The organism is Staphylococcus pasteuri (genome assembly GCF_003970495.1).
In the GTDB taxonomy this organism is placed as follows: Bacteria; Bacillota; Bacilli; order Staphylococcales; family Staphylococcaceae; genus Staphylococcus; species Staphylococcus pasteuri.
This window is the reverse complement of the sequence record NZ_RXWW01000071.1, coordinates 1-4,592: the sequence shown is the minus strand read 5'-3', so window position 1 is coordinate 4,592 and position 4,592 is coordinate 1. Positions and strand designations below refer to the sequence as shown.

General features: G+C 32.8%; 4 protein-coding genes. 3 read left to right on the top strand and 1 reads right to left on the bottom strand.

The annotated features are described in order from the left end of the window. The 3 genes from CD121_RS10150 to CD121_RS10140 form a co-directional block, all read left to right on the top strand. Positions 1-449: N-acetylmuramic acid 6-phosphate etherase (locus CD121_RS10150; RefSeq protein ID WP_126568148.1), on the top strand; the 449-nt coding region annotated here is incomplete at its 5' end. A 14-nt stretch (positions 450-463) separates the two neighbouring features. Further along, positions 464-1,906, top strand: a complete 1,443-nt coding sequence (locus CD121_RS10145) for a PTS transporter subunit EIIC (protein ID WP_126568146.1) — start codon at positions 464-466, stop codon at positions 1,904-1,906. A gap of 1 nt (position 1,907) precedes the next feature. Continuing rightward, a complete protein-coding gene (locus CD121_RS10140) occupies positions 1,908-2,780 on the top strand; it encodes a MurR/RpiR family transcriptional regulator (protein ID WP_126568143.1) in 873 nt (290 codons plus the stop codon). A gap of 130 nt (positions 2,781-2,910) precedes the next feature. Here the strand turns inward: CD121_RS10140 and CD121_RS10135 are convergent, their stop codons facing one another. Next, the gene (locus CD121_RS10135; protein ID WP_107999881.1) at positions 2,911-4,308 is read right to left on the bottom strand and encodes an amino acid permease; all 1,398 of its coding nucleotides are present in this window, start codon (positions 4,306-4,308) and stop codon (positions 2,911-2,913) included. Between the last annotated feature and the right edge of the window lie 284 nt (positions 4,309-4,592).

Below are 4,592 nucleotides of genomic sequence, written 5' to 3'. Positions count from 1 at the left end.
GTGCTTTAACTTATGCTAACAAAGTGGGTGCTACTAGTGTTTCAATCTCATGTAATACAGACAGTAAAATGAGTAAAGTCGCACAATATGCATTAGAAATACCTGTAGGTCCAGAAGTACTAACAGGATCAACACGTTTAAAATCAGGAACGGCACAAAAACTCGTTCTCAATATGATTTCTACAATGACAATGATAGGTGTTGGCAAAGTTTATGATAATTTAATGGTAGATTTAAAACCAACCAATCAGAAATTAATTCACCGTTCAATACGCATCATTAAAGAAATATGTGATTTAAATGACGAAGAAGCAAAGTTACTCTATGAAAAAGCCGATAAAGATATTAAAACTGCTATTGTCATGAATTTAAGTGACATAACCAAAGATGAAGCACAACAAAAATTACTACAACATAATGGAGTGATTAAGCAAGCCATCAAAGGTTAAAGGAGGCTAATTCCATGAGTAAAGAAGAACGACTTGCTCAAGAAATTATAAAAGCTGTAGGTGGCATCGAAAATATACAGCGAATAATGCATTGTATGACTAGAGTTCGATTAACTATCATTGATTCAAGTATTGTAAATTACGATAATCTACATCAAATTGAAGGTGTTATGGGTATTGTCGAAGATGATCATCTTCAAATTATTGTTGGTCCAGGTATTGTTAATAAGGTCGCTAATAAAATGGCTGAATACAGTCATGTACCATTGGATGAAGACATCAATCATTCTGAAAATCAAAGCTATAAATCACAAGCTGAACAACTTGCTAACGAAAATAAAAAGCATTATCAAAATTCAAGAAAGCAAAGTAAATGGCAACGTATTTTAAAGTCCATTTCTAACATCTTTATCCCCTTAATTCCGGCATTTATAGGGGCAGGTTTAATCGGTGGTATAGCTGCAGTATTAAACAATATGTTAACTGCGCACATGATATCTGGAGATTTCATGAAACAACTTGTTACCGTATTAAATGTTATTAAAGACGGTATGTTAGCTTACTTAGCCATTTTCACTGGGATTAATAGCGCTAAAGCATTCGGTGCTACACCAGGTTTAGGTGGAGTTATAGGAGGTACAACATTATTAACAGGTCTAACCGATGAAAATCCTATAAAAAATATTTTCACAGGAGAACCTCTTGTTGCTGGTCAAGGTGGAATTATAGGTGTTATATTTGCCGTTTGGATCTTAAGTATCATTGAGAAGAAACTACATAAATCAGTACCAGAATCAATAGATATTATTATCACACCCACCCTATCACTACTTACCATTGGTTTATTGACGATATTTATAATCATGCCAATTGCTGGTTTTATATCAGATGGTTTAGTGCATGTTGTGAATTGGGTGATTGACGTTGGTGGTATCTTTAGCGGATTTATTATTGGTGCCTTTTTCCTTCCATTAGTCATGTTAGGACTTCATCACGTTTTTACACCAATCCATATCGAGCTTATTAATAGTACTGGCGCAACCTATTTACTACCTATAGCTGCAATGTCTGGTGCTGGTCAAGTTGGTGCTGCCCTTGCTTTATGGGTACGCTGTCGTCATAATCAACCACTTAGAAATACTTTAAAAGGCGCATTACCCGTAGGTTTCTTAGGTATAGGGGAACCATTGATTTATGGTGTAACGTTGCCACTCGGTAGACCTTTTTTCACTGCATGTCTTGGTGGCGGTATTGGCGGTGCTGTTATTGGAGGAATTGGTCATATAGGCGCTAAAGCTGTTGGACCTAGTGGCTTATCTTTATTACCTTTAATCTCAGACAATATGTATCTAGGTTATATTGTTGGTTTAATTTCAGCATATATAGGTGGCTTTATCATGACATTTTTATTTGGAACTACAAAAAAAATGAGAAACTCTAACAAACTGGGTGATTAAAATGACGAACATTTTATATGAAATAGATAACCAGTATCCCTATTTAACAAAAAACGAGAAAAAAATAGCAAATTATATTCAAAATGCACCACACGAAGTAATAAAGATGAATTCTCAAGATCTTGCACAAGAACTTGATACGAGTCCATCATCTATTATCCGATTTAGTAAAAAATTGGTAGATGGTGGTTTTCAAGAATTAAAAATCGAACTATCAAAGTACATGCCTAAAGAAACAACTGTTTATAATGTTGAATTAGTTGATAATGAAAGCACCTCATCACTTAAAAAGAAGATGCTTGCTCGTGCAAATGGTGCATTAACTAAAGCAAATAATAATCTGAACGATAAAACCGTAGATCTCATTTGCGATCAATTCAAACATTCTAATAGAATATTCATTTATGGATATGGTGCATCTTTTGTCGTAGCGACCGACTTATATCAAAAGCTTTCACGGATTGGTATGAATGCACAACTTGCACAAGAAACACATATTTTCACTACGATGCTTGCTTCTTGTGATAGTCGAGATTGCGTTGTTTTTATCACAAACAATGGAGCACAAAGTGAAATGCAATCTATTGCTAAAGTAGTTGAAGATTATCATATTCCAATTGTGACAATAACTAGTTCGCCCAACAATACCATTTCTCAAATGTCAGATATCGTACTAGATTATGGTGAAACTGATGAAAATGAAATGCGCATGGGCGCTACAACATCTTTATTAGCACAAATGTTTACGATTGATGTTCTTTATTATCGATATATTGCTTTAAACTATCAATCTTCTTTAGACTTTATTACACAATCTAAAATGGCATTAGATAATTATAGAAAGCATCTTTCTAATATTGACTTTAAGCACTAATTAAATAGGATTAAGTTTAGACTAAAATATTGTCTAAGCTCAATCCTATTGTTAATTATATACATTTCAAATATAGAAAAGCAGCACTAACGCAAGTTTAATGACGTTAATGCTGCTTTTTAAATTGATTTTATTTTAATGAATTATCTTTTTTTAAATTTTTCTCTGCTTTATTATATCTAATAAAGTAATAAATAGTTACAGCAGTTAAGAATACGATACCAATTACTACTGATACTACAGTTTCTTTATTAAATAACATACCGATTAAAACAATAATTAGAAACGCTATTGTTAAGTAACTTGCAACTATACCACCTGGCATTTTAAATGGATGGTTTTTAGTTTCACCAGGATGTAATTTTCTAAAACGAATATGACTGATTAAAATCATAAACCAAGGAATCATACCAGGTAAAATTGAAGCACTATACACATATACAAATATACTATCTGCACCTTTAATAAACAGTGGTAAAATAACGTTTAATAAAGCTCCAATTAAGATTCCTATAGAAATTGCTAATACCGTATAAATTGGTACACCATTTTTCATAACTTTAGTAAAAATCTTAGGTAGTTGACCTTTACGTGCTAATGTATAAATCATACGACTCGCACTAAAGATTCCTGAGTTACAACCAGACATTGCTGCTGTTAATACTACAAAGTTAATTAAACCAGCTGCGAATGTGATACCGACTTTAGCAAATGTTGCTACAAACGGACTTCCGATGCTTCCTAACTCATCCCATGGATAAACTGTAACGATAACAAAGATGGCACCAAGATAAAAAATAAGTATACGCCAGATAACACCGTTAACTGCTTTTACAATATTTTTATGTGGATCTTTAGTTTCACCTGCTGAAATACCAATTAATTCAACACCTTGATATGAACCTATAACGATTGATAGTGCAAAAAAGAAACCGACTATACCATTTGGCATAAATCCACCATGTGACCATAAGTTAGAAAAACCAACTGGATGTCCACCATTACCTAAGCCAAATAATATTAAACCAAAACCTGCTATAATCATTAAAACAATTGTTATAACTTTAATTAAAGCGAACCAAAATTCAAATTCTCCAAAGGCTTTTACTGATACTAAGTTAGCAGCTGCTAATAATAAAATAGCTATAACCCCTGGTATCCATTGAGGTAAATTCGGGAACCAATAATTCATATATTCTCCGACAGCTATAACCTCACTCATACCTACGACTACCCACTGGAATATATTACTCCACGCTGTCATATATCCAGCTGCTGGGTGTATGTAATCACTAGCAAATGTAGCAAAAGAACCAGTTGTTGGATTAATATAAATCATTTCTCCCATAGCACGCATGATTAAAAATAAAAATATACCCGCAATTAAATACGCAAATATTACTGACGGTCCTGTCCATTTGATTGTACTTGTTGCTCCCATAAACAAGCCAACACCAATCGTACCGCCTAGTGCAATCATCTGCATTTGACGTGCACTTAATCCCCTTTGTAATTCGTTATTCTCCATGTTAATAACACACCTCTTTTTTACTAGGATAAAATAATAATAAACTTATTGACGCAATTATACTATAAAATGACAAAATTGAAACAATATTTTAACAATTTATTGAAATCGCTTACAAAACTATTATGACAGTCTTTTGCAAACCCGCAATTTTACTGGATTTGCAATAATTAATTAATTTCAACTTTTTTAAAAATTCCTTTAAAGAGATTTACTTTATGGTTCATTTTAGGTTTATGATATACTTTTCATATATTTATTAAGGAGTACATTATGAGTAAAAC